The organism is Arenibaculum pallidiluteum, assembly GCF_017355985.1.
In the GTDB taxonomy this organism is placed as follows: Bacteria; Pseudomonadota; Alphaproteobacteria; order Azospirillales; family Azospirillaceae; genus Arenibaculum; species Arenibaculum pallidiluteum.
Map to the genome: position 1 here is coordinate 206221 of NZ_JAFIQU010000006.1, position 24250 is coordinate 230470.

Genomic DNA, 24250 nt, shown 5'->3' on the forward strand with positions numbered 1-24250 from the left:
CAGCACGCCGGAAGGCGCTGGCATCCCGCACACTGCCCGGTGCATCGTTCCCGTTCCGGCCCCTGCCCGCCCTCCTGCCCCGAGGCGAAGCCATGGCCATGCAGCCGCACCCGGGACCGCCCCGCCGCAGGCGCGCGCCGCTGCGCCGCGCCGCCTCGGCCGTGCTGACCGCCGCCGGCATCGTCTACTTCCTGCTGGATGCCCTGGCGCTGCACGTGCTGGCGCCGTTCCTGCGCTGGCTCGGACGGCAGCCGCTGGTGCGGGCGGTGGAGCGCCGCGTGGCGTCGCTGGGTCCCTACCCCACCCTGGTCCTCGTCCTGGTCCCCCTCGTCCTGCTGGAGCCGCTGAAGCTCGCGGGCGCCTACCTGCTGGCGATGGGAAGCCCCGCAATGGGGCTTGCGCTGATCGTCGGCGGCGAGGCGCTGAAGATCGTGACCGTCGAGCGGCTGTTCCGCTTCGGCCGGCCCAAGCTTCTGACGATTCCGTGGTTCGCCTGGCTCTACCGGCACGCCGCCGCGTTCATGGACCGGCTGCGCGCATCGCATGCCTGGCGCATGGCGGCCAGGGCCGCTGCGCTGGCGCGGTCCGCCGGGCGCGGGCTGCTGCGCCGTGCCCGGCGGGCCCTTCTCGCCCTGCTCCGTCCGGGCTGAGCGGCGGAACAGGTTTCCACCGCCTTCGGAAGCCGGCCGTCACAGGAAGCTGTAGGGGTCGATATCCACCTGCACGCGCACGCTGCCGGGGATCGGCACCTCGGCAAGCCAGGCGGCGATCAGCGGCTGCACCTGCACGCTCCTCGGCGCCTTCAGGAGCAGGCGCCGGCGGTGGCGGCCGCGCAGCAGGGCGAAGGGCGCTGGCGCGGGGCCCAGGACCTGGACCTCTGCGCTGCGCGGCGCCGTCCGACCGAGCCGGCGCGCCACCGCATCCACCTGCTCCATCTCCTCGCCCGACACGATCAGCGCCGCCAGCCGGCCGAAGGGCGGCATCCCCGCCTCCAGCCGATCGTGGGCCTCGCGCTCCAGGAAGGCGTCGCGGTCGTAGCGCTGCAGCGCCTGCATCACCGGGTTCTCCGGCGAGAAGGTCTGCAGCAGCACGGTTCCCGGACGCTCGCCCCGGCCGGCGCGGCCGGCGACCTGGCTCAGGAGCTGGAAGGTCCTCTCCGCGGCCCGCAGGTCGCCGCCCTGCAGGCCGAGATCGGCATCCACCACGCCCACCAGGGTGAGCATGGGGAAATGATGCCCCTTGGCCATCACCTGGGTCCCGATCAGCAGGTCGACCCGGTGCTCGGCCACCTGGCGGACCATCTCCTCGACGGCATGGGGGCCGATCAGCGTGTCCGAGGTCATCATGCCGACCCGCGCCTCGGGGAAGAGCTGCGCCACCTCCTCCGCCACGCGCTCGACCCCGGGGCCGCAGGCGGCGAGGCTTCCCTCGACCCCGCAGGACGGACAGGCCTGGGGTATTGCCGCGCTGAAGTCGCAGTGATGGCACTGCAGCCGGCCGGCCAGCCGGTGCTCGACCAGCCAGGCGGTGCAGTTCGGGCATTGCAGGCGGAAGCCGCAGGCCCGGCACAGGGTCAGGGGGGCGTAGCCGCGCCGGTTCAGGAACAGCATGGCCTGCTCGCCCTGCTCGAAGGTCCGGGCCAGCGCGTCCTTCACCGCAGGGGCGATGAAGCGGTTGCGCTCGGGCTTCTCGCGGCGCATGTCGATCAGCGCGATCTCGGGCAGCCTCGCCTCGCCGTGGCGCGCGGGCAGGTGCAGCCGCGCGTAGCGCCCGGTGTCGCAGTTCACCACCGTCTCCAGCGACGGCGTGGCCGAGACCAGCAGGATCGGGATACGGCCGAGATGGGCGCGCACCACCGCCATGTCGCGGGCGTGGTAGATCACGCCCTCCTCCTGCTTGAAGGCTCCCTCGTGCTCCTCGTCCACGACGATCAGCCCGAGCTCGGCGAAGGGCAGGAACAGGGCCGAGCGGGCGCCCACCACGATCCGGGCCTCGCCCTCGGCGATCTCACGCCAGGTGCGCCGGCGCTCGGCGCCGGTCAGCTCGGAATGCCAGACATGGGGCGGCGCGCCGAACCGCCGCTCGAACCGGTGAAGCCATTGCGCCGACAGGGCGATCTCGGGCAGCAGCACCAGCACCTGACGGCCGGTCTCCAGGGCGGCCGCGACGGCCTCGAAGTACACCTCGGTCTTGCCCGAGCCGGTGACCCCATCGAGCAGCGTCGCCGAATAGCCGCCCTCGCGGGCCTTGGCGGCCATGTCCTCGGCCGCGGCCCGCTGGTCCTCGGACAGCACCGGCCCCGGCAGGCGCCAGTCGGGACGAGGCCGGCCGGCCCGCGGCGTCAGCATCATCGGCTCCAGCGCGCCCGCCTCGGCCAGCCCGCGCACGACCGAGACGCCGCAGCCGGCCTCGGCCGCCAGCTCGGCGGCCGGCCGAGGCGGACCGTCGGCGAGCAGCGCCAGCACGCGCCGGCGCGCCGGCGTGGGCCGCAGGTCGGGCGGCACTCCCGTCTCGGCCAGCCTGTAGGCGAGCTGGGCCTTCGGCGGTTCCAGCCCCCCGAGCGCGCCCAGCGCCATCTTCAGCACTGCGCCGCGCGGCGCCATGGTGTAGGCCGCGACCCAGTCGACGAAGCGGCGCTGAATCTCCGGCATGGGCGGAGAATCGAAGCGCCGCGCCACCGGCCGCAGCCGCGCCTCGGCGACGCTGCCCTCGCCCTCGCCCCAGACGACCCCGACCACGCGCCGCGGCCCCAGCGGCACCTCGACATAGTCGCCAGGGGCGACGTCCTGCCCGACGGGAGCCGCGTAGTCGTAGGGTTCCGGCAGCGGCAGCGGCAACAGGACCGAGACGCGCCGGCGGGCCTCGGCCGCGGCGGCGGGGCCGGAACTGGAATGAGCGGGCTCCATCCGCTAGAGTGGCCGCGACACGGGAGTCCCGACGCGGGCTCCCGCGGGCCGCCCGCCCGCCCTCGTACGACGCCGTGACAAGGATCCCGTCCTCATGAAGTTCTTCATCGACACCGCAGACCTGAGCGAGATTCGCGAACTGGCCGAGACGGGCCTGCTGGACGGGGTCACGACCAACCCTTCGCTGGTGGCGAAGAGCGGCCGGGACTTCATCGCGCTGGTCAAGGAGATCTGCGAGATCGTCCCCGGCCCGGTCAGCGCCGAGGTGGCCGCCACCGACTTCGACACGATGCTGGAAGAGGGCAAGTTCCTGGCCGGGCTGGCCCAGAACATCGCCGTCAAGGTGCCGCTCACCCCGGCCGGCCTGAAGGTGTGCCGCATCCTGTCCACCAACGGCACCATGGTCAACGTCACGCTGTGCTTCTCGGCCGCCCAGGCGATCCTGGCGGCCAAGGCCGGCGCCACCTTCATCTCTCCCTTCATCGGCCGGCTTGACGACGTCGGGACGGACGGGCTGCAGCTGATCGCCGACATCGTCCAGATATATAACCAGTACCCCGGCTTCTCAACGGAGGTGCTGGTCGCCTCGGTCCGCAACCCGACCCATGTGGTCGAGGCCGCCAAGATGGGCGCCCATGTGGCGACGCTGCCCCCGGCCGTGCTGCGGCAGCTCTACAACCATCCGCTGACCGACAAGGGCCTGGCGCAGTTCGTCGCGGATTGGCAGAAGACCGGCCAGTCCATCCTGGGCCGCGGCTGAGGCAGCCGTGGCAGGCGACCCCAACGTGCGGACCACGGAAGGCCCCGGCCCCGAGGAGGTCGCCGCCTGGCTGCGCGAGCACCCCGACTTCCTCGCCCAACGTCCCGAGCTGGCGGCGCTGCTGACGCCGCCGCGTCTCGAGCGCGGCAAGGGCGTTCTCGACTTCCAGGCCTTCATGCTCGAGCGCCTGCGCGAGGAGCTCGCCCAGGTGAAGGACCAGCAGCGCGAGCTGCTGGCCACCTCGCGCGCGAACCTGAACAGCCAGAACCGCATCCATGCGGCCGTGCTGTTCCTGCTGGACGCGCGGAGCTTCGAGCAGTTCATCCAGACCGTCACCACGGAGCTGGCGGTCCTGCTGGACCTGGACGTGGCAGCGCTGGTCGTGGAATCGAACGGGCGCGAGACGCCCCACGTCCATGCCTCGGGCGTGCGGGTCGTTCCCCCCGGCACGGTCGAGGAGCTGCTCGGCCGCAGGCCGGTCCTGCTGCGCTCCGACATTCAGGGCGACCCGGAGATCTACGGCCAGGGCGCCGGGCTGGTGCGGTCCGAGGCGCTGCTGCGCCTGCGCGTCAGCGACGACACCCCCGCGGGCCTGCTGGCCTTCGGCAGCCGCGAGCCCGACATGTTCCATTCCGGCCAGGGAACCGAGCTGGTCTGCTTCCTGGCCCGCGTGGTCGAGCGCTGCATCCGGTCATGGCTGGACCTGCCGACGGCTTGATCGGATTCTCGGCCCGCGAGGACGTCCAGGCGGCGATCGCGTCCTGGCGCCGCTGGATGGAGGTCGAGAAGCGCGCCTCGCCGCACACGCTGTCGGCCTATACGCGCGATCTCGCGACCTTCCTCGAATTCCTGACGGGCTATCACGGGCGACTGCCCGCGCTGAACGACCTGGGCGAGGCGCGGCTGGCCGATTTCCGCGCCTGGCTGGCCCGGCGCGCCGCCGACGGGCTGGGGGCGTCCAGCCGCGCACGCGCGGTCTCCTCGGTGCGCGGCTTCTTCCGCTGGCTCGACCGGTCGGGCGCGCTGCACAACGCCGCGATCGGGTCGCTGCGCACGCCCAAGCAGGCGAAGCCCCTACCCAAGCCGCTGACCGAGAGGGACGCCGCCGCCCTCCTGGACCTCGCCGCGGAGGCGCCGGACGAGCCCTGGATCGGCCGCCGCGACAGGGCGCTGCTGACGCTGCTCTACGGCTGCGGCCTGCGCATCGACGAAGCGCTGAGCCTCGATATCCGCGACTGGCCCTCGGCCGACCTGCTGACCGTCACCGGCAAGGGCCGCAAGCAGCGCGTCGTCCCGGTGCTGCCCGCGGTGCGCGAGGCGGTGGAGGCGTACCGGACGGCCTGTCCCTATGCCGAGGCGCCGGGCCGTCCGCTGTTCCTCGGCGCGCGTGGCGGCCGGCTGAACGCAGCGGTCGCGCAGAAGGCCATGCGGCTCGCCCGCGGCATGATGGGGCTTCCCGAGACGGCGACGCCGCATGCGCTGCGCCACAGCTTCGCGACCCATCTCCTGACGGACGGGTCGGACCTGCGCGCGATCCAGGACCTTCTCGGCCATGCCAGCCTGAGCACGACCCAGCGCTATACCGAGGTCGAGGCGGACCGCCTGATGGAGCTCTACGACCGCGCCCATCCGCGCGCCCGCGCCAAGCAGAGCTGAGAGAACCGGGCCCATGACGGGCCCGTCCCGGGCGTGAGGCGCGCCATCGGGAAAAACCGCTCGCGCGGGCGGCGAATATCATCCGTGGCCCGGCCTGTTGCGTTGCCAACGCCCCACTCGCAGATCATCTCACTCCCCCATGACCCGACGGCACCTACTCACCATCCGAGCGTGCCTGCTCCTGCTGGCGCTCGTCTGCGCGGGGCCGCCGCTGCTGTTGGCCGCCGTGCTGATCGCCCATGTCCACCGGGAGCAGTTCGCCGACACCAGCGCGCAGACGCTCGAGACGGTGCGCGCCCTGCGCTTGGCCGTGGACCGGGAGCTGGAGGGCCGGCTGCGCGCGCTGGAGGTGCTCGCCACGGCCGGCGTCCTGCGCTCCGGCGGCATCGACGACATTGGCGATTTCGCCGACCAGGCCCGGGAGATGGCCGCGCTGCAGCCTCCCGGCAGCAACGTGATCCTGGCGGACCGGACCGGCCGGGAGCTCGTCAATACGCTGGTTCCGGACGGGCAGCCGCTCCCGCACCGGAACGGGATGCAGGCGCTGGAACGGGTCTTCGCCACCGGCCGGCCCCTGATCTCGAACCTGATCACCGGGGCGGTGTCGGGACTTCCGTCGATCGCAATCAGCGTCCCCGTGACGCAGGGCGGCCGGGTGACCTACGACCTGACCCTGGGCATGCCCGCCGCAGTCTTCGTGGAGCTGCTGGCGCGCCAGCGGGTTCCCGAGGGCTGGACCGTGGCCGTGATCGACGGCGCCGGCACTATCATCGCCCGCAACCGCGCGTCCGAACGCTATGTCGGGCAGCCCGTCACCCCGAGCCTGCGCGAGCTGATGGCGACGGGCCTGGAGGGGACCGGCACCACCTGGAACCAGGAAGGAAGCCCCGTCATCACGGCCTTCAGCCGGTCCGAGATATCGGACTGGTCCCTCGTGATCGGCGTTCCGTCCGGCACCTTGCCGGCGACGCTGCGGAGCTTCCTGATCTACGTGCTCGGCGGCGCGCTCGTCCTGATGGCGAGCGCGGGCTTCGTCGCCTGGCAGCTCGCCGAGCGGATCGCCGGACCCGTTCGCGCCATCGCGGGATCGGCCGAGGCGATCGCCGGCGGCGGATGTTTCACGCCCGAGCCCACGGGCCTGGCCGAGCTTGACTCCGTGACCCGGACGCTGGCCGCCGCGGTCGATGCCCGTGCCGAGAGCGACGCGCGCCTGCGCCTGGCCATCGCGTCGGGCCATCTCTCGCTCTGGGAGCTCGACCTCGCGACCGGCGCCGTGGCGCGCTCGCCCGAGTACGACCGGATCTTCGGCTACGACCAGCCCCTCGAGACTTGGACCCATGAGAGATTCCTGTCCCACGTCCTCCCCGAGGACCTCGAGCGTGTCGAGGCCGCGGTGCGGGCCGCCGTGGAGCTCCATGCGGAGCTGCACCTGGAGTGCCGGATCCGTCGGGCGGACGGAACCGTGCGATGGATCGAATGCCGTGGCAGCATCGACCGGCGCGCGGGATCCGCGGTCCAGCGGATGGTGGGCGTCCTGGCCGACGTCACCGAGCGCAAGGCCGCCGAGTGCGAGCTTCAGCAGCTCAACGCGACGCTCGAGCAGCGCGTACTCGCCGCCGTGGCGGAGCGCGAGCAGGCCGAAGCGGCCCTGCGGCAGGCCCAGAAGATGGAGGCGGTCGGCCAGCTCACCGGCGGCGTCGCCCACGACTTCAACAACCTTCTCCAGGTGATCAGCGGCAACCTGCAGCTCCTGGCGCAGGACATTGCGGGGAACGAGCGGGCCGAGGCGCGGGTCCGGAACGCCCTGGCCGGCGTGGCGCGGGGCTCGAAGCTGGCCTCCTCGCTGCTGGCCTTCGCGCGCAAGCAGCCCCTTCAGCCCCGGGCGGTCGATCTCGGGCGCCTTGTACGCAGCCTGGACGACATGCTCCGGCGCGCGGTCGGCGAGGGGGTCGAGATCGAGATCGTGAGCGCCGCCGGGCTATGGAACACGCTGGTCGATCCGACCCAGGTCGAGAACGCGCTGCTGAACCTCGCGATCAATGCGCGGGACGCCATGGAGGGGCGGGGCCGGCTTTCCATCGAGACCGGCAACACGTCGCTCGACGAGCGCTACGCCACGCGCCACCGCGATGTCGTGCCCGGCCAGTACGTCATGCTGGCGGTCAGCGACACCGGAAGCGGCATGGCCCCCGAGGTCATGGAGCGCGCCTTCGAGCCCTTCTTCAGCACCAAGCCCGAGGGCCAGGGCACCGGGCTGGGGCTGAGCATGGTCTACGGCTTCGTGAAGCAGTCGGGCGGCCACATCAACATCTACAGCGAGGCCGGCCAGGGAACGACGATCCGCCTCTACCTGCCGCGCACCCATGAGGCCGAGGACCTTGCCGCGGCAATGGAGGCCGGCCCGGTCGAGGGAGGCACCGAATCGATCCTGGTCGTCGAGGACGACGACGACGTCCGGGCCACCGTCGTCGCCATGCTCGCGGATCTCGGCTACCGCGTCCATACGGCCAGGGACGCCCTGGGCGCCCTCGCGATCCTGGAGAGCGACGTTCCAGTCGACCTGCTCTTCACGGACGTCGTGATGCCGGGCCCGCTGCGCGGCCCGGAGCTCGCGAGCAGGGCGCGCGAGCGCCAGCCGGGCATCGCCGTCCTCTTCACCTCGGGCTTCACCGACAACGCGATCGTCCATGACGGGCGCCTCGATGCCGGCGTCGAGCTGCTGAGCAAGCCCTATACCCAAGAGGCGCTGGCCCGAAAGCTGCGCCAGGTGCTGCGCGACCGCGGGAAGCATGGGACCGGCGCCGGCGCCCCGACCCCGGACGCGAGGCAGGAAGAGGCCGGGCAGGAAGAGACCGGGCTTAGCATATTGCTGGTCGAGGACGACGCGCTGATCCGCCTGTCGACCTCGGCCATGCTCGTGGAGCTCGGCCACGCCGTTCGCTGGGCCGCCGACGGCGCGGAAGCGCTGTCGATACTGGAGGAGAAGCCCTTCGACCTGCTCCTCACCGATATGGCGCTGCCCGGCATCTCGGGAGTCGACCTCGCCAGGCAGGCGGTGGCGCGCTTTCCCTGGATGCGGGTCGTCATCGCGACCGGGCACGACATCCACCAGGCGGAGATGCCGAACGGGGCCCGGCTTCTCAGGAAGCCCTACGACGTCGCCGCCCTCAGGCGGGTGATGCGCACGGCCACCCGGCAGAAGGCCGGTCGCTGACCGGAACCGCCAGCCACAGGTGCGAGGGGCCGGCGCTTGGAAGAGCTTTCGGGGCCGGCCCCGCAGGGCCGGCCACCTTGCGGCATCGTCAGCGTGGCGTCGTCAGATATGCAGCGCGCGGCCCTCGACGGCGAGCGCCGCCTCCTTGACCGCCTCGTTCAGCGTCGGGTGGGCGTGGCAGGTGCGGGCGATGTCCTCGGACGAGGCGCCGAACTCCATCGCCAGGCCCAGCTCGGCGATCAGGTCGCCGGCGTTGGCCCCGATGATGTGAACGCCCAGCACGCGGTCGGTACGGGCGTCGGCGAGCACCTTCACGAAGCCGTCGGTCATGTGCAGCGCGCGGGCCCGGCCGTTCGCCGAGAACGGGAACTTGCCGGCCTTGTACTGGATGCCCTCGGCCTTGAGCTGCTCCTCGGTGCGGCCGACCTGCGCCACCTCGGGCCAAGTATAGACCACGCTCGGGACGGCGTCGTAGTTCACATGCGGATGCTGGCCGGCGATCAGCTCGGCCACCGCGACGCCCTCATCCTCGGCCTTGTGGGCCAGCATCGGGCCTTCCACCACATCGCCGATGGCGTAGATGCTGGGAACGTTGGTGCGCCAGTGCTTGTCGATCTTCACGCGGCCCTTGGCGTCCTTCTCGACACCGGCGGCCTCGAGGCCGAGCCCGTCCGTATAGGGGCGGCGGCCGATCGCCACCAGCACCACCTCGGCCTCGACGGTCTCGGCCGCGCCGCCCTGGGCGGGCTCGACGGTCAGGGCGATGGCGCCCTTGCCGGCCTTGGCACCGGTTACCTTGGTCCCGAGGCGGAAGCTCAGCCCCTGCTTGGACAGGATGCGCTGCATCTGCTTGGAGACCTCGCCGTCCATGCCGGGCAGGATCCGGTCCAGGAACTCGATCACCGTGACCTCGGCGCCCAGCCGGCTCCAGACCGAGCCCAGCTCCAGGCCGATCACGCCGCCGCCGATCACCGCCAGGCGCTTGGGCACCTCGGACAGCTCCAGCGCGCCGGTGGACGAGACGACGCGCTTCTCGTCGATGGTCAGGCCCGGCAGCGGCGTCACGTCCGAGCCGGTGGCGATGATGATGTTCTTGGCCCCGACGACCTCGGTGCCGCCTTCGCCCTCGACCGCGACCTCGGTGGCGGAGACCAGCCGGCCCTTCCCGCGCAGCCAGTCGATCTTGTTCTTCTTGAACAGGAACTCGACGCCCGAGACGTTGTCCTTCACCACCTTGTCCTTGTTGGCCAGCATGGCCGTCAGGTCGAGCTCCACCGAGCCGATCTTGACGCCGTGGCTGGCCAGGTGGTTCCTGGCCTCGTCGAATTTCTCGGAGCTCGTCAGGAGCGCCTTCGAGGGAATGCAGCCGACGTTCAGGCAGGTCCCGCCCAAGGTCTTGCGCATCTCGACGCAGGCGGTCTTGAAGCCGAGCTGGGCCGCCCGGATCGCGGCCACATAGCCGCCGGGGCCGCCGCCGATGACAACGACGTCGTAGTTCTTCTCAGGCATCGGATCTTTGCTCCGTGGGGCCGGACTGGGAGGGCGGGTTCCTTCGGGCGGGATTTATGGCCCGGCCGCGCCGCTCTGGCAACGCCCCAGCGCCAGACGGGATCAGACGGGCAGACCTGCGAGCACCGCGGACGAGGCGGACGGGGCCGGCGGCAGGGTGAAGATCTCGACGCCCGTCTCGGTCACTCCCACGGAATGCTCGAACTGGGCCGAAAGAGAGCGGTCGCGCGTCACCGTCGTCCACCCGTCCGAGAGAACCTTCACCTCGGCCCTGCCCGCGTTCAGCATGGGCTCGACCGTGAAGATCATCCCGGGCTCCAGCACGACGCCCGTGCCGGGGCGTCCGCAATGCACGACCTGGGGCGCATCGTGGAAGACCCGGCCGAGCCCGTGTCCGCAGAAGTCGCGGACCACGGAGAAGCGTTCGCGCCGGGCGACGGTCTCGATGGCATGGCCGAGATCGCCGAGGGTCGCGCCCGGGCGGATGGTGGTGATCCCCGCCATCATCGCCTCGTGGGTGACCTCGACCAAGCGGCGCGCCAGCACCGGAACCGCCTCGCCGACGAGGTACATGCGACTCGAATCGCCGTACCAGCCATCGAGGATCGGCGTCACGTCGATGTTCAGGATGTCCCCTGGCGCCAGCAGCTTCTCGTCGCTTGGGATCCCGTGGGTCACCACGTGGTTCACCGAGATGCAGGAGGCACAGGGATAGCCGCGATAGCCGATGGTCGCGGGGACCGCCCCGGAATCGCGCATGAAGCCCTCGCAGAGCCTGTCCAGCGCCCCGGTCGAGATGCCGGGCCGGATGTGGCCGGCGATAAAGTCGAGCGTGGCAGCCGCCAGGCGCCCCGCCCGGCGCATGCCATCAAACCCCTCCGGGCCGTAGAGGGGGATCTGGCGCCCGGTATCGTCGCGCTGCGTGGAATGGCGCAGCATCAATGGACTGCCGCCAGCGCAGGCGCGACCGGCACCGCACCGTGCATCTCCGCGATCATCCGGTCCACATGCCCCGGGATCTCCGTGCCCGCGAGCAGGTAGGGGCGCAGAAGCGCGATCGGCCCGTCGAAGACCAGGAAACGGGCGCGGGCGGCCGCCTCGTCCACGCCAACGCGGATGCCATCAGGCGGCTTGCCGCCGTCCTGCCTCTCCATCCTTGCCGCCGCCCGATCGCGCGCGGCCGCCAGGCAGGCCTGGAAGGCGGCGTCAAGCTCCTCCTCCTGGCGGCGGATCTCGGCGCGCAATGGATCCGGAAGCGGCGCTCCGTCGAAAAGCGCCCCGCTCTCGTTCAGCAGCAGAAAGCGCGCGGCATCGGCATCGCCGCGAGCCCATCCGGTGATGGCCAGCGCCGCACGCAAGGCATCGCCCGCCCGCAGCGAGGGGGCGACGGCCTCGACGAAGGCGCCGTGGATCCCGGTCCAGGCCGTCGCAAGCAGCGCGGCCCGGGACTCGAAGCGGTGGTAGATCGACCCTGTGGGCGCCCCGGACCGCCGCGCGATGGCACCCATGGTCGCGGCCGAAGGGCCGCTCTCGGCAACGATGGCCACGGCGGCGGCGAGGAAGGCGTCGGCGGAGAAGCGTGCAAGTCGGACCATGCATATAGAATGGCCGTTCTAGAACACGATGTCCAGTCCCGCGCCGCGCTGCGGCGGGCGGATCCCTCCTCGCCGACGGATTGCCGCGCTCACCGGCCCGGCGCACGCCCCTCGTGCCAGCTTTCCACCTCGCCTTCGCCCCCCTCGCCGGGCTTGAAGGCGGAATCGGGATTGCCGCCATGGCCGTCCGAGCGGATGTCCCCCGCGTCGGGTCCGGTGGGCGGCCGCACGCCGGGAATTTGGCTGGAATCCACCGTCCGCCCGCTCGGGGGCGCGGTATGCCCGGAGCCCGGCACGAAACTGCCCTGCCCGCCGGTGCTGTCCTCGTCCGCCATCGAATCCTCCTTGCTGCGCCTCATGCATGAACCGGCGGCAGCGCCGGAAGTCGCGGAGGAAGTCGTTTCGGCAAAGGGGCCAGACGTCGGAACCAGAAGCCGGGCCGGAACACGAAATGCTTTGTTAACCATGATGGCGCAGGTTGAGGCATCCCCAGGCGGGACCTAGACGGGAAGGACTCGGATGACCTGCATCGTTGGCTTGATTGAAGGTGATCGCGTTTGGATGGGCGGCGACAGCGCCGGCGTGAGCGGTCTCGACATCACCGTGCGCGCGGATACGAAGGTATTCCGCAACGGCCCCTTCCTGATCGGCTTCACGAGCTCCTTCCGAATGGGCCAACTGCTGGCCTACAAGCTGCGCGTTCCCGAGATGGAGCAGCACGGGGACGTCTTCCGCTTCATGGTGACGAGCTTCGTCGACGCGGTGCGTGACTGCCTGAAGGAGGGCGGCTACGCCCAGCGCAGCAACGACGCCGAGAGCGGCGGCAGCTTCCTGGTCGCGTTCCGGGGCCGGCTGTTCTCGATCCAGAGCGACTACCAGGTCTGCGAGGCGCTGCGTGGCTATCACGCGATCGGCTGCGGCGCCGACTACGCGCTGGGCTCCCTGGCCTCCACCGCAGGCGAGGACGGCGAAGGCCGGGTGCGCCGCGCGCTCGAGATCGCCGAGCTGTTCTCGGGCGGCGTCCGCGCGCCGTTCCGGATCGAATGCCTCGAGAACGCCGATGCGGAGCAGCATCGGCCGCTGATGACCGTGGCGGCGTGATACGCCTCGCCGCCCGGATCGGGATCCTGCTGGCGCTGGTCACGGCGCCGTGCACGCTCCCGGCCCGGGCGCAGCAGGCCTTCGACCCTGCGACCTTTACGTCCCTCTGGGGTGCGCGCGACGCCGATCTCGCAAATCGGTTCGGCGATCGGCTGCGCACCCTGCCGGGGCGCTTCGACTTCGGTCCCAAGCTCTATGCCGAGCGCCGCCTGGACGGCGTCGAGATCGGCGGCGTGCCCTTCGCGGCCTATCTGCAGATGGACCGCCGCACCGGGCAGCTCCAGCAGGTGCTGCTCGAGCGGCGCCAGGGCCAGGTGACCCCGGCGACGACCCGCCAAGCCCTGGATGCGCTGGTGGAGATGCTCGGCGAGCCCGCGGCCGAGAGCGTCGGGGGCGACCCCCGCACCCCCAGCACGGCATCCTTCACCTGGCGCCGCGAAGGCACGACCATCCAGGTGTCGCTCTTCGACTTCCACACCACGGGCATCTTCTTCGAGGACCCGGATCCGGCGGTGCGGAACCCGCTGATCCCCTTCTATCTGCGCATGCGCAACGATCCGCGCTTCCTGCCGCGGCGCCTGCTGGTCCGCATGCATCCCAGCAGCCGGACGGACCTGGAGCTGCCCGAGCCGCCGCGCCGCAGCCGCTGAGCCCCGGGCATGCGCGGGCTGGAAGCGTCGCGCGGGATCTCAGTCGCGCGTGGCGTTGTCGGCGAGGGCGCGCCCGGCGGCCTCGCCGGCCGGGGGAAGGATCCCCACGACATGCCCGACCGCATCCTCGGCCAGCGCCCGCAGCGCACGGATCCGAGCGGACAGCCCGGCGGGATCGCACTCCGCAGCGGACCGCTCGAGCTCCCGACTAGCCTCCTGCACCTGCGTCATGCCGAGCGCGCCCGCAAGCGAGACCAGGGCATGCGCCTCGAACGCGACCGTCCGGCCGTCCGCTCGGGCCGCTTCCATCCGGTCCAGGCGCTCGCGGAGATTGGCGACCGAGCTCTGCACGAAATGCCCGTACTGCAAGGGGCCGAAAAGTTGCTCCAGCGCAGCCAGGACGCTCTGGTCGATCACGCCCGCCGCTGCGGCCTGAGCCGGGGCCGGGGCTGGGGCCGTAGCCGTCGCCGCCGTCTCTGTCGCGGCTGCGGGGGGCGGAGCCGCGACCGCCGCGTCCTGTGGCTCGCCCATCCACTGCCTGACCTTCTCCAGCAGGACCACCTTGTCGAACGGCTTGGTCAGGTGATCGTTCATGCCGACGCTGCGGCACCGATCGAGGTCCGAGGCCATCGCATTGGCGGTCACGGCGACGATCGGGATGTCGCCCTTGCCGTCGCCCAGGCCCCGGATCGCCCGGGTCGCCGCCATGCCGTCCATGATCGGCATCTGCACGTCCATCAGGATCAGGTCGTAGGTGCCGCGGCGGACCGCCTCGACGGCATCCCGCCCATTCTCGACCACCTCGACGGTATGGCCGGCGGCCTCGAGGATCGTCGCCGCCAGGACCTGGTTCATCGGAATGTCCTCGGCCAGCAGGATGCGTCCGGCGCGGCGGCGGGACGGGCCGTGAGCGGCGGGGACGGCCTCCCGGGAAGGAAGGGCGGCATCGGGCAGGGGCAACTCGAACCAGAAGATCGACCCGATTCCCTCCGTGCTCTGGACGCCGATGCGTCCCCCCATCAGCTCGACGATCTGCTTGGAGATGGCGAGGCCCAGGCCGGTGCCCCCGAAGCGCCGCGTCGTCGAAGCGTCGATCTGGCTGAATCTCTGGAAGAGGCGGTCCATGCGATCCGCGGGGATGCCGATGCCCGTATCGGTCACGGAGATCCTGATCTGGCCCGCATCGGGCGCCTGGGCCGAAAGCACCACGGTTCCCTGCTGCGTGAACTTGATGGCGTTGCCGAGCAGGTTCACGATGACCTGGCGGATCCGGTCGCCGTCGCCTTCCACGCCCTTCGGGACTCCATGGGCGATGTCCAGCCGGATTGCGATCCCCTTGCCGGACGCGGCATGCTGCAGGAGGGCGACGGCGCCGGACAGGACCGCGTGGAGATCGAAGGGATAGCGATCGATCTCGAGCTTTCCCGCCTCGATCTTCGAGTAGTCCAGGATGTCGTTGATGACGGCCAGCAGGCCCTGCCCGGCCTCGCGCTGGAATTCCACGTAGCGGCGCTGCTCCGGCACGAGCCTCGCCTCGAGCAGCAGCTCGGAATAGCCGATGATGCCGTTCAGCGGCGTCCGGATCTCGTGGCTCATCAGGGCAAGGAAATGGCTCTTGGCGAGGCTGGCGGCCTCGGCCCGGTCGCGGGCCAGGAGCAGTTCGGCCGCGCGCTCGGCGTGCTGATGCTCGAGCCGCTGCGCCGCCATGAGCAGCAGCGAGGAGACCGTCAGCACATTGGCCAGGATCGACACGAGAAAATGGACGGCCATCCCGCCGCTCGGGTCGAAGTACAGGCGTGGTTCCGCCAGCAGGCCGGCATCCACCGCGCGGTACAGGAACGAGGCCCCTACGGCCGCGAAGACGGCCGCCGCGGTGCGGGCGGTCGCGCGGACCGCCCGCGGCGTGCCGAACAGCAGCTCGGTCGCGCAGAGCAGCACGCCGATCACGAGCACCAGCGACGCCACCACGATCCGGTCACCGAGGTCGGGCTGGACATAGGTGCGGTGCCACAGGACAACCAGGAGAAGCGCCAGCAGGCCCGCTGCGCCGCCCCAGCGCGTCGGCTTTCCGCCGAACTGCCTGATCCCGTTCCAGATCGAGAAGACCCCCGCCGCGATCGCGGTATTCGCCGCCAGGATGGAAACGGCGTCTGGAATGGCCCCGCGGAGGGCGCCACCCAAAGTCCCTAAACCAACCAGTGCCATGCCGGCCGTCCACAGGCCGACGCCGAGCGCGCGCGGCTGGGCACGCCAGTAGATCGCCAGCAGAACGGCCAGCGAGTTCGTGACGATCGTATGGACGACGAAAAGCGTGCGGACGTCGAGCTCCATGATACCTCTGAGAACGCCTTTCTCGTCGCTGCTTCCGCCTCCCGGCCGCGTTCAGCGGGCGGCGCTCAGGGCACGCCCGGGGCGGTATCCGCGTGAGCCGAGGCGGATGCCGTCGCGGCCGCAGCAACGGCACGGCGGCCGGCAGGGAAGGCGGGAACGGAGTCTGCGCGCATGTGGGGCTTCGGAGATCGCGGAAAGTCGTCCCACCAGAATGCATAAAGATTGCGCAGCCGTTAACGTGCATTGCGAGGCACTTTGCTCGCCAGACCGGCAATTGTCCTTTCGGGCCGCCAGTCGCGGAACCGCCCCCGTCCGCTGTGGTTTCCCCTTCGTTCCCAGCGATCGCGGACGCCCATGGCCGCCCCGTATCACACGTCTGCGTATCACACGTCCCCTCTGCCCGGATTCCTCCTGGGCTTCGCCATGGGGGGATTCCTGGACGGAATCCTGCTGCACCAGATCCTGCAGTGGCACCATCTGCTGAGCGGCCTTCAAGGCCCACCCTACGACGATCTGCGCGTGCAGACCCTGGCGGACGGCATCTTCCACGCCGCCATGTACGCGGTGGCGGCGGCAGGGCTCTGGATGACCTGGAGGCGCGGATCGTCCCCCAGCCGCGCGCGCCCCTCGCTGGGCGCCTTCATTGCCGGGTTCGGCGTCTGGCACATCCTGGACGCGGTGCTGGCCCACTGGATCCTGGGCCTGCATCACATCCGCATGGACGGCAACCTCGTGCTCTGGGATCTCGTCTTCTTCGCGATCGGCATTGTGGCCCTGCTGCTGGGCCTGCGCGTCCGGCGGGCGGGACCCGGCCCGACCGTGGCGACCGTCGTCGTCGTGGCGGCGGGCCTCGGCGCGGCGCTTCCGGCGGCCCAGGGCAGCCGCATCGCCGTCGCCGTCCCGGACGGAACCAGCCCGACCGCCATCCTCACGGCGGTCGCGGCGCTCGACGGGCGGGTGGTCGGCAACAACCCCGAAGGACGCGTCTGGATCCTGGACCTGCCCCGGGGGGCGCGACCTGGCGCAGTGGAGGCCGCGCTGCCGGGCGCGCGCGCCATGGGGGCCGCGGGCCTTTCCTTCGGCTGCCTGGGTCTCGGCCTCCTCTGACGGCGCGCGGCTCAGGGCCCTTCCTGGTCGGCTGCGTCGGGCGCCAGGATGCGGATGCCGAAAGCCGGCAGGTCGACCGCCGGGGCCGCCGGGTCGACGACGACGACGCCCTCGTTCATGAGGTCGCGGAAGCCCGTGCCCCGCCACCCGTCCGCGGCGAGCCGGGCGCGCACGGGACGGTCGCCGAAATTCAGGAGCACCAGACGCTCCTGCCCCGGCGCAGGGCCGAGGCGCCAATAGGCCAGCACCCGGTCGTCGGGGCTCGCCTCGGCCAGGCGCAGCCCCGGGCCGCGCAGGGCCGGATCGGACGCGCGTAGGGCGATCAGGCGGCGATAATGGGCGCGCAGCCCGTGGCGGTCGACCCAGTTCAGCGGCCGCGGCCCCTTGTAGGGCTCGTACTCTGCGCCGACCTCGTCGCCGGTATAGACCAGCGGCAGGCCGGGCAGGGTCATCAGCAGCGCCGCCGCCACGCGCGTGCGCCCGGGCCCGTGCCGGGTGACGAAGCGCGGCCCGGTGTCGTTGTTGTTGATGAAGCGCATGACCTGCCCGACCGGCGTCGCGCCAGGCACGTCGAGCGCCGCCCGAAGCTTGCGCGGCGTCGGTACGCCGGCGCCGAAGGCGTCATGCCAGGCCCACTGGCCGAGCTCGGCGGTCCAGTCGTAGGCGGCATCGAAGCCGTTGCCGACGTAATGGGGATCCCGGGCCGAGGCCTCGGCAAGCAGCAGCAGGTCCGGCTTGATGCGCTTCAGTGCCGCCCGCCATTCCGGCCAGAACTCGGGCGCGCGCTCGCGCACGCCCCAGGCCACGTCGACGCGGAAGCCGTCGATGTCGAACTCCCGCACCCAGCGGGTGAAGGCCTCGAGCATGTAGCGCCGGACCTCCGGCTGGTCGTAGTCGAGGTTCCGCAGGTTCTGCCAGGTGAAGTAGTAGGGCTGCTGCCGGTCGAAATAGCCGGCATAGGGGCTATCCGGGCCTCGTGCCTGCGCGTCCAGCCAGTAGGGGTGCCCGTCGGCCGCATGGTTCGGAACGAAATCCATGATCACCCGCATGCCGCGGGCATGGGCCTCGCGGACGAGGGTGCGCAGGTCCTCCTCGGTTCCGGCCTCGGGCCGCAGCGAGAAATGGTCCGTCACGGCATAGCCAAAGTCGCCCGGCGGCGCGCTGTTGACCGGGGCGAGCCAGAGGACCGAGGCGCCGAGCTCCGCGATCTCGTCCAGCCGCGCGGTGACGTCGGGCAGCCCGCGCGGGCCGAACAGCGAAGGCACCACCCCGTAGACGACCGCACCCTCGGTCCAGGAGGGCCGCTCGCGCATGAGGTCGACCTCGACCGGCCGCCCGCCCGCGACGCGGAACGTCCCCACGGCCTCGTCGGTGCGGCCGAGCGCGTCGGTCACGGAGAGACCGACCTGGTATTCGCCGTCCGCGGCGGGGGTCGGCAGCTCCAGCGCGGGTCCCGCGCCGTCCGGGATCGCCAGCGGCGCAGGGTTGCCGGGCCGCGCGGCCCAGCGCCATTCGACGATCGGCGCGGCCCGGCCGGGGCTCGGCTCGCTGCGGCCGGCGTCCAGACGGATCACCGAGCCGGCGACGCCGGTGCGGACCCAGGCGCGCGGGCGGTCCGCCAAGCGCAGCGTCCAGGTCTGCGGTGCCGAGGCGGTCTCGACGCCGCCGGCGACACAGACGGCGGTGACCGGGTTGGCGCCCTCGGCCAGCGGCACCTCGCCACCGAAGCGCTCGCCCAGGCGCCAGGCGGGAACCGTGCCAGCGGGCGAGCGCAGCAGCACGGATTCGCATGCGGACCTGGCGGTGCCCTCGACCGCCTTCTCGAAGGTCCAAGCATCGCCGCCGGCCCCGCGCAGCACGACTGGAGGCGCGGCGGTCGGATCCCCTGCTGACGGGGAGACGGTGGCCGGCGGCTCCTGGCCCGGGGCGGGACCGGCGGAAAGTACGGTTCCGGTCGCGAGGAGGACGGCGAGCGGCAGGAGGCGCAGCGCCCGCGGCAGGCGCAGGACGGCGATGGTCACGTCGGTCTTCCCTTCCCTGGATTTCCGGGAAACGGTGCCGCGTTATGGTTAACGAAAGATTGCCTGCAGCGAAAACGAAAACCCCCGCCGGTCCGGGACCGGCGGGGGTCATGCGTGGGCCTGCCCCGGAAGCCTGGGGCGGCCGCGATCACACGTCCAGCAGCAGCCGGCGCGGATCCTCGATGCACTCCTTCACCCGCACCAGGAAGGTGACGGCCTCGCGGCCGTCGATGATGCGGTGATCGTAGGACAGCGCCAGGTACATCATGGGCCGGATCTCGACCTTGCCGTTCACGGCGACCGGCCGCTCCATGGTCTTGTGCATGCCCAGGATGCCGGACTGCGGCGGGTTCAGGATCGGCGTCGACATCAGCGAGCCGTAGACGCCGCCGTTCGAGATCGTGAAGGTGCCGCCGGTCATCTCCTCCATCGTGAGCTTGCCGTCGCGGGCCTTGCGGCCGTACTCGGCGATCTGCTTCTCGATGGCGGCGAAGTTCATCTGGTCCGCGTCGCGCACCACCGGCACGACGAGGCCGTTCGGCGTGCCGACCGCGACGCCGATGTCATAGTAGTTCTTGTAGACGAGGTCGCTGCCGTCGATCTCGGCGTTGACGGCCGGGATCTCCTTCAGCGCCTGGATGCACGCGCGCACGAAGAACGACATGAAGCCCAGCTTCACGCCGTGCTTCTTCTCGAAGTAGTCCTTGTACTCGTTGCGCAGCGCCATGACGTTCGACATGTCCACCTCGTTGAAGGTGGTCAGCATGGCGGCGGTGTTCTGCGCCTCCTTCAGGCGCTCGGCGATGCGCTGGCGCAGGCGGGTCATGCGCACCCGCTCCTCGCGGTCGGCGCGCAGGCGCGGACCCGAGGGCTGGGCCGGACGCGCGGCAGGAGCGGGAGCGGGAGCAGGAGCCGGGGCTGGGGCCGCCGCAGGCCGCACCGCCTGGCCCTGCATGAAGTTGACGACGTCCTCCTTGGTCAGACGGCCGTCCTTGCCGGTGGCCGGGATCCGGGCGGGATCCAGGCCGTTCTCGTCAATCATCTTGCGCACGGCTGGCGCCAGCACGTCGTTCGCCGCAGAAGGCGCCGCGACGGGCGCGGCCGCCGGCGCGGACGCCACAGCCGGGGCGGGAGTTGCCGCCGGGGCGGGCGCGGCCGCCTTCTTGGCGGGCTCGGCGACGTTCACCTGGGCGGCGCCGTCGGAGATGCGGCCCAGGACGGCGCCCACCTCGACGTTGCTGCCCTCATCGGCGAGGACCTCCGCGAGGGTTCCGCCCGCGGTGGCGTTGACCTCGAGCGTGACCTTGTCGGTCTCGAGCTCGACGAGGGGGTCGTCGACCTTGACCGTGTCGCCGACCTTCTTCAGCCACCGGGCGACGGTCGCCTCGCTGACCGACTCGCCGAGGGTGGGAACCATGATGTCCGTCGCCATCGTCTACCTTTTCTTCTGTTCTATCGCGTCCTTGGGCGGATTCGGCGGCGTCGCCGTCACTTCACGGGGGCGGCCGGGGCGGTCGCCTTGACCGTCAGGGCCGCCTCGAGCAGCGCGGCCTGTTCGGTGTTGTGGCGCTTGTAGAGCCCGGTCGCCGGTGCGGCGGCCGCCGCACGCCCGACATAGACCGGACGGTTCGCCCTCTTCATGCCGGCCTCTACCATGCAGGCCTCGATCCGGCGGTCCATGAAGAACCAGTAGCCCTGGTTCTCGGGCTCCTCCTGGCACCACACCACGTCGGCGTTGGGGTAGCGCTTGAGCTGCGTGACCAGCGAGTTGTGCGGGAAGGGATAGAGCTGCTCGACGCGGACCAGCGCCACGTCCTTCGCGCCCATCTCCTCGCGCGCCTGGTAGAGGTCGTAGTAGACCTTGCCCGTGCACAGCACGACGCGCCGAATCTCCTTGTCGGCGACCAGCTTGTCGGTCTCGGGCAGGACCCGATGGAAGCTGGTGCCAGGCCCGAAATCGGCAAGCGAGGAGACGCAGAGCTTGTGCCGCAGCAGGCTCTTCGGCGTCATGATGATCAGCGGCTTGCGATAATTCCGGCGCACCTGCCGGCGCAGCGCGTGGAAGTAGTTCGCGGGCGTCGTCAGGTTGCAGACCTGCCAGTTGTCCTCAGCGGAGAGCTGGAGGTAGCGCTCCGGCCGGGCCGAGCTGTGCTCGGGCCCCTGGCCCTCGTAGCCGTGGGGCAGCAGCATCACCAGGCCGGACATGCGCAGCCACTTGCTCTCGGCCGAGCTGATGAACTGGTCGATGATCACCTGCGCGCCGTTGGCGAAGTCGCCGAACTGGGCCTCCCAGAGGAACAGCGCGTGCGGCTCGGCCAGCGAGCAGCCGTACTCGAAGCCGAGGACGGCCGCTTCGGAGAGCGGGCTGTCATGGACCTCGTACGGGGCCTGCTGGCCCGGCCGGATCGCGTTCAGCGGGACGTAGCGGCTCTCGTTGTCCTGGTCGATCAGCACCGAATGGCGCTGCGAGAAGGTGCCGCGGCCGACGTCCTGGCCCGACAGGCGGACGGGCGTGCCCTCGACGCAGAGCGTGCCGAAGGCCAGCGCCTCGCCGGTCGCCCAGTCGATGCCCTCGCCGCTCTCGATCATCTGCTGCTTCGCCTTGAGCTGGCGGACGATCTTCGAGTTGATGTTGTAGCCCTGCGGCACCTTGGAGATCGAGAGCCCGACCTCCTTCAGCACCTCCAGCGGCACGGCGGTCTCGCCGCGGCGCTCGTCGCCGCGGCCGGCCTCGAGGCCCGACCACTTGCCCTCGAGCCAGTCCGCTCGGTTGGGCTTGTAGTTGGTCGCGGCCTCGAACTCCTTCTCCAGGCGATCCTGGAACTCCTGGACGATCCGGTCGGCCTCGGCGGCCGTCACCACGTTCTCCGAGACGAGCTGGCGGGCGTAGATCTCGCGCGTCGAGGGGTGGTTGCGGATCGCCTTGTACATCAGCGGCTGGGTGAAGCCGGGCTCGTCACCCTCGTTGTGGCCGTGGCGACGGTAGCAGACCATGTCCACCACCACGTCCTTCCGGAAGCGCTGGCGGAACTCGACCGCGATGCGCGAGACGTGGACGACCGCCTCGGGATCGTCGCCGTTCACGTGGAAGATCGGCGCCTGGATCATCTTCGCCACGTCCGAGGAATACTGCCCCGAGCGCGAGAAGGCTGGCATCGTGGTGAAGCCGATCTGGTTGTTGATTATGAAGTGGATCGTGCCGCCGGTGCGGTAGCCGCGCAGCTCCGACAGCAGCAGCGTCTCGGCCACCAGGCCCTGGCCCGCGAAAGCCGCGTCGCCATGCAGCAGGATGCCCAGGACCGCGTCGCGCGCCTCGTCGGTCGGCGGCGTGGTGCCGCAGATCTGCACCTGCTTGGCGCGGACGCGGCCGACCACGATCGGGTTCACCGCCTCGAGATGCGAGGGGTTCGGGCTCAGCGACAGGTGGACGGTGTTGCCGTCGAACTCGCGGTCGGACGAGGTGCCGAGATGGTACTTCACGTCGCCCGAGCCCTGGACGTCCTCTGGGCTCGCGGGCTTGCCCTGGAACTCCGAGAAGATCGCCGAGAAGGGCTTGCCCATGAAGTTGGCGAGCACGTTCAGGCGGCCGCGATGGGCCATGCCGAGCACGACTTCGCGCAGGCCGAGCTGACTGCCGCGCTTCAGGACCTGCTCCATGGCCGGCAGCAGCGCCTCGCCGCCGTCGATGCCGAAGCGCTTGGTGCCCGTGTACTTCTTGTCGAGGAAGCGCTCGAAGGTCTCGGCGGCCGTCAGCCGCTCCAGGATCGCGCGCTTGCCGTTGACCGTGAAGTCGGTCTGGTTGCGCGGCCCCTCGATCCGCTCCTGGATCCAGGCCTTCTGCTCGGGGTCCTGGATATGCATGAACTCGACGCCGATCTTGCCGCAGTAGGTGCGCTGCAGCACCTCCACGATCTGGCGCAGCGTCCCGTACTCCATTCCGAGCACGTTGTTGATGAAGATCGGCCGGTCCCAGTCGGCGTCGGTGAAGCCGTAGGTCCGGGGATCGAGCTCGGGATGGGGCTGGGGCGGGTTCAGCCCCAGCGGGTCGATCGTCGCCTGCAGGTGCCCGCGGACCCGGTACACCCGGATCAGCATCAGCGCCCGGATGCTGTCGAGCGTGGCCTGCCGAACCTGCTCGGCGCTGAGCCCTGCCGCCCCGCCGGCGACCGCCGCGGCGGGGGCGGCCGAGCCGTTGGCCTTGGAGGCGCCCTTCGCCGCGGGGGCGGGCGCCGGGGCGGCAGCCCCGTTCCCGATCACCGCCGCGTCGTTGGGAGCCCAGCTAGCGCCGCGCAGCTCGCCCAGGACGGCGCGCGCATCGTCGTCGAGATCCCTGAAGAATCCGGTCCAGCTCGGGTCGACCGAGTTGGGGTCTTCGAGGAAGCGGGCGTACAGCTCGGCGATGAAGGTGGCGTTGGCGCCGAAGAGGAACGAGTTCTGCTCGTGCGTGGATGGCATTGATCCGACGCGGGCGTTGCGCCCGCGCCCTCTGATGGGTGGACTGGGCCAGAACTGGAGCTTTCGCCTCAGCCCTTCAAGGTCTTGAGCATCGTGCTGCCGAGGCTGGCGGGGCTGTCGGCCACTACGATGCCTGCGGAGCGCATGGCCTCCACCTTGAAATCGGCCGTGTCGTTGCCGCCCGAGATGACGGCGCCGGCATGGCCCATGCGGCGGCCCGGCGGGGCGGTGCGGCCGGCGATGAAGCCGACCACGGGCTTGCGGGTCTTGCTCGCGCGCAGGAACTCGGCGCCGTCGACCTCGGCGGACCCGCCGATCTCGCCGATCATGATAATGCCCTCGGTCTCCGGGTCGGCGAGGAACATCTCGAGCGAATCGATGAAGTTCGTGCCGTTGACCGGGTCGCCGCCGATGCCGATGCAGGTCGTCTGGCCAAGGCCGGCCGCCGTCGTCTGGGCCACTGCCTCGTAGGTCAGCGTGCCCGAGCGCGAGACGATGCCGATCTTGCCGCGCCGGTGGATATGGCCCGGCATGATGCCGATCTTGCACTCGTCGGGCGTGATCACGCCCGGGCAGTTCGGGCCGATCAGGCGCGTCTTGGAGCCCTGCAGGACCCGCTTCACGCGGACCATGTCGAGCACCGGGATACCCTCGGTGATGCAGACCACCAGCGGGATCTCGGTGTCGATCGCCTCCAGGATCGCGTCGGCCGCGAAGGGCGGCGGGACGTAGATCACCGAGGCGTTGGCGCCCGTCTTCTCGACCGCGTCGGCGACCGTGTCGAAGACCGGCAGGTCCAGATGCGTGGTGCCGCCCTTACCCGGGGTGACGCCGCCCACCATCTTGGTGCCGTAGGCGATCGCCTGCTCGGAGTGGAACGTCCCCTGGGCGCCCGTGAACCCCTGGCAGATGACCTTCGTGTTCGAATTGACCAGGACAGCCATG

General features: G+C 70.9%; 18 protein-coding genes. 8 read left to right on the top strand and 10 right to left on the bottom strand.

Going from position 1 to position 24250, the window contains the following annotated elements; translation table 11 throughout:
- Positions 1 to 92: 92 nt before the first annotated feature.
- On the top strand, positions 93 to 650 hold the full coding sequence (locus JUB13_RS14795; protein ID WP_207480202.1) for a hypothetical protein: 558 nt from the start codon (positions 93 to 95) through the stop codon (positions 648 to 650).
- Between the two features lie 39 nt (positions 651 to 689).
- On the opposite strand, the gene JUB13_RS14800 is transcribed toward JUB13_RS14795, so the two are convergent.
- The gene (locus tag JUB13_RS14800) at positions 690 to 2906 is read right to left on the bottom strand and encodes a primosomal protein N' (protein WP_207480204.1); all 2217 of its coding nucleotides are present in this window, start codon (positions 2904 to 2906) and stop codon (positions 690 to 692) included.
- Positions 2907 to 3000: 94 nt separating this feature from the next.
- On the opposite strand from JUB13_RS14800, the gene fsa reads away from it, so the two are divergent.
- From fsa to JUB13_RS14820, 4 genes are all read left to right on the top strand, one after another.
- Positions 3001 to 3666: a fructose-6-phosphate aldolase gene (gene fsa / locus JUB13_RS14805; protein WP_207480207.1), complete on the top strand. Its 666-nt coding sequence runs from the start codon at positions 3001 to 3003 to the stop codon at positions 3664 to 3666.
- Between the two features lie 7 nt (positions 3667 to 3673).
- Positions 3674 to 4384, top strand: a complete 711-nt coding sequence (locus JUB13_RS14810; protein WP_207480209.1) for a DUF484 family protein — start codon at positions 3674 to 3676, stop codon at positions 4382 to 4384.
- Positions 4360 to 5322: a tyrosine recombinase XerC gene (locus JUB13_RS14815; protein ID WP_207480211.1), complete on the top strand. Its 963-nt coding sequence runs from the start codon at positions 4360 to 4362 to the stop codon at positions 5320 to 5322. Before JUB13_RS14810 ends, JUB13_RS14815 begins: the two co-directional genes overlap by 25 nt.
- A gap of 139 nt (positions 5323 to 5461) precedes the next feature.
- Entirely contained in the window at positions 5462 to 8536 is a 3075-nt protein-coding gene (locus JUB13_RS14820; protein ID WP_207480213.1) for a response regulator, read from the top strand.
- A gap of 102 nt (positions 8537 to 8638) precedes the next feature.
- On the opposite strand, the gene lpdA is transcribed toward JUB13_RS14820, so the two are convergent.
- The 4 genes from lpdA to JUB13_RS14840 all read right to left on the bottom strand — a co-directional run bounded on the left by lpdA (position 8639) and on the right by JUB13_RS14840 (position 11975).
- On the bottom strand, positions 8639 to 10045 hold the full coding sequence (lpdA, locus tag JUB13_RS14825; RefSeq protein ID WP_207480215.1) for a dihydrolipoyl dehydrogenase: 1407 nt from the start codon (positions 10043 to 10045) through the stop codon (positions 8639 to 8641).
- 102 nt (positions 10046 to 10147) lie between these two features.
- The gene (gene map / locus JUB13_RS14830) at positions 10148 to 10984 is read right to left on the bottom strand and encodes a type I methionyl aminopeptidase (RefSeq protein WP_207480217.1); all 837 of its coding nucleotides are present in this window, start codon (positions 10982 to 10984) and stop codon (positions 10148 to 10150) included.
- Positions 10984 to 11640, bottom strand: a complete 657-nt coding sequence (locus tag JUB13_RS14835; protein ID WP_207480219.1) for a TetR/AcrR family transcriptional regulator — start codon at positions 11638 to 11640, stop codon at positions 10984 to 10986. The genes map and JUB13_RS14835 overlap by 1 nt, the downstream gene beginning before the upstream one ends.
- Positions 11641 to 11729: 89 nt before the next feature.
- Positions 11730 to 11975 (bottom strand): hypothetical protein, encoded by a 246-nt coding sequence (locus tag JUB13_RS14840; protein ID WP_207480221.1) that lies wholly within the window; start codon positions 11973 to 11975, stop codon positions 11730 to 11732.
- A gap of 226 nt (positions 11976 to 12201) precedes the next feature.
- Here JUB13_RS14840 and JUB13_RS14845 point away from each other — a divergent pair, with 226 nt between their 5' ends.
- On the top strand, positions 12202 to 12741 hold the full coding sequence (locus JUB13_RS14845; RefSeq protein ID WP_236024952.1) for a hypothetical protein: 540 nt from the start codon (positions 12202 to 12204) through the stop codon (positions 12739 to 12741).
- The gene (locus tag JUB13_RS14850) at positions 12738 to 13391 is read left to right on the top strand and encodes a hypothetical protein (RefSeq protein WP_207480225.1); all 654 of its coding nucleotides are present in this window, start codon (positions 12738 to 12740) and stop codon (positions 13389 to 13391) included. Before JUB13_RS14845 ends, JUB13_RS14850 begins: the two co-directional genes overlap by 4 nt.
- Before the next feature lie 39 nt (positions 13392 to 13430).
- Here the strand turns inward: JUB13_RS14850 and JUB13_RS14855 are convergent, their stop codons facing one another.
- The gene (locus JUB13_RS14855; RefSeq protein ID WP_207480227.1) at positions 13431 to 15722 is read right to left on the bottom strand and encodes an ATP-binding protein; all 2292 of its coding nucleotides are present in this window, start codon (positions 15720 to 15722) and stop codon (positions 13431 to 13433) included.
- 354 nt (positions 15723 to 16076) lie between these two features.
- Between JUB13_RS14855 and JUB13_RS14860 the strand changes: the two genes are divergently transcribed.
- Entirely contained in the window at positions 16077 to 16829 is a 753-nt protein-coding gene (locus JUB13_RS14860; protein WP_268914369.1) for a DUF2243 domain-containing protein, read from the top strand.
- Between the two features lie 11 nt (positions 16830 to 16840).
- Here JUB13_RS14860 and JUB13_RS32045 read toward each other — a convergent pair whose 3' ends face one another.
- From JUB13_RS32045 to sucD, 4 genes are all read right to left on the bottom strand, one after another.
- Positions 16841 to 18850, bottom strand: coding sequence for an alpha-amylase family glycosyl hydrolase (locus tag JUB13_RS32045; RefSeq protein ID WP_207480231.1), 2010 nt, complete (start codon positions 18848 to 18850; stop codon positions 16841 to 16843).
- Positions 18851 to 18998: 148 nt separating this feature from the next.
- The gene (gene odhB / locus JUB13_RS14870) at positions 18999 to 20282 is read right to left on the bottom strand and encodes a 2-oxoglutarate dehydrogenase complex dihydrolipoyllysine-residue succinyltransferase (RefSeq protein WP_207480233.1); all 1284 of its coding nucleotides are present in this window, start codon (positions 20280 to 20282) and stop codon (positions 18999 to 19001) included.
- 56 nt (positions 20283 to 20338) lie between these two features.
- Positions 20339 to 23305, bottom strand: coding sequence for a 2-oxoglutarate dehydrogenase E1 component (locus tag JUB13_RS14875; protein WP_207480235.1), 2967 nt, complete (start codon positions 23303 to 23305; stop codon positions 20339 to 20341).
- Between the two features lie 68 nt (positions 23306 to 23373).
- Positions 23374 to 24249 carry a succinate--CoA ligase subunit alpha gene (gene sucD, locus JUB13_RS14880; protein ID WP_207480237.1) on the bottom strand — a complete coding sequence of 292 codons (876 nt, stop codon included), beginning with the start codon at positions 24247 to 24249 and terminating at the stop codon, positions 23374 to 23376.
- Between the last annotated feature and the right edge of the window lies 1 nt (position 24250).

Bases quoted from the DNA above. Each gene is read 5' to 3' on its own strand.
- JUB13_RS14875 (WP_207480235.1), bottom strand. From the start codon at position 23,305: ATGCCATCCACGCACGAGCAGAACTCGTTCCTCTTCGGCGCCAACGCC.
- fsa (WP_207480207.1), top strand. From the start codon at position 3,001: ATGAAGTTCTTCATCGACACCGCAGACCTGAGCGAGATTCGCGAACTG.
- odhB (WP_207480233.1), bottom strand. From the start codon at position 20,282: ATGGCGACGGACATCATGGTTCCCACCCTCGGCGAGTCGGTCAGCGAG.
- JUB13_RS14855 (WP_207480227.1), bottom strand. From the start codon at position 15,722: ATGGAGCTCGACGTCCGCACGCTTTTCGTCGTCCATACGATCGTCACG.
- JUB13_RS14835 (WP_207480219.1), bottom strand. From the start codon at position 11,640: ATGGTCCGACTTGCACGCTTCTCCGCCGACGCCTTCCTCGCCGCCGCC.
- JUB13_RS14860 (WP_268914369.1), top strand. From the start codon at position 16,077: ATGGCCGCCCCGTATCACACGTCTGCGTATCACACGTCCCCTCTGCCC.
- JUB13_RS14820 (WP_207480213.1), top strand. From the start codon at position 5,462: ATGACCCGACGGCACCTACTCACCATCCGAGCGTGCCTGCTCCTGCTG.
- JUB13_RS14840 (WP_207480221.1), bottom strand. From the start codon at position 11,975: ATGGCGGACGAGGACAGCACCGGCGGGCAGGGCAGTTTCGTGCCGGGC.
- JUB13_RS14800 (WP_207480204.1), bottom strand. From the start codon at position 2,906: ATGGAGCCCGCTCATTCCAGTTCCGGCCCCGCCGCCGCGGCCGAGGCC.
- JUB13_RS14815 (WP_207480211.1), top strand. From the start codon at position 4,360: ATGGCTGGACCTGCCGACGGCTTGATCGGATTCTCGGCCCGCGAGGAC.
- sucD (WP_207480237.1), bottom strand. From the start codon at position 24,249: ATGGCTGTCCTGGTCAATTCGAACACGAAGGTCATCTGCCAGGGGTTC.
- JUB13_RS14795 (WP_207480202.1), top strand. From the start codon at position 93: ATGGCCATGCAGCCGCACCCGGGACCGCCCCGCCGCAGGCGCGCGCCG.
- lpdA (WP_207480215.1), bottom strand. From the start codon at position 10,045: ATGCCTGAGAAGAACTACGACGTCGTTGTCATCGGCGGCGGCCCCGGC.
- JUB13_RS14845 (WP_236024952.1), top strand. From the start codon at position 12,202: ATGGGCGGCGACAGCGCCGGCGTGAGCGGTCTCGACATCACCGTGCGC.
- map (WP_207480217.1), bottom strand. From the start codon at position 10,984: ATGCTGCGCCATTCCACGCAGCGCGACGATACCGGGCGCCAGATCCCC.